Here is a 255-nt window from a genome sequence, read left to right as displayed (position 1 = left end):
TGGAAGGCAATCTGGAGATCACAGAAAGGGCGATCGAGGTGACCGCGGACGACCAGACCAAGGTATACGGCGAAGCGGATCCAGCCTTGACCTACCAGATTACTTCGGGCAGCCTGGCCTTCAGCGATGCGTTCACCGGGGCGCTCGGCAGGGATGCGGGCGAGGACGTGGGCAACTACGCGATCACGCAGGGCACTTTGGCCTTGAGCAGCAACTACGACCTGAGCTTTGTGGAAGGCAATCTGGAGATCACGG

At 60.4% G+C, this 255-nt stretch carries 1 protein-coding gene; it reads left to right on the top strand.

Annotated features, from left to right (window positions below):
* A partial coding sequence (locus J0A67_RS22965) for an MBG domain-containing protein (protein WP_206571714.1) occupies positions 1-255 on the top strand: 255 nt, incomplete at both ends.

The sequence above is a fragment of the Algoriphagus aestuariicola genome, assembly GCF_017254835.1.
GTDB classification, from domain to species: Bacteria; Bacteroidota; Bacteroidia; order Cytophagales; family Cyclobacteriaceae; genus Algoriphagus; species Algoriphagus aestuariicola.
This window is presented reverse-complemented; position numbering and strand designations above follow the sequence as displayed.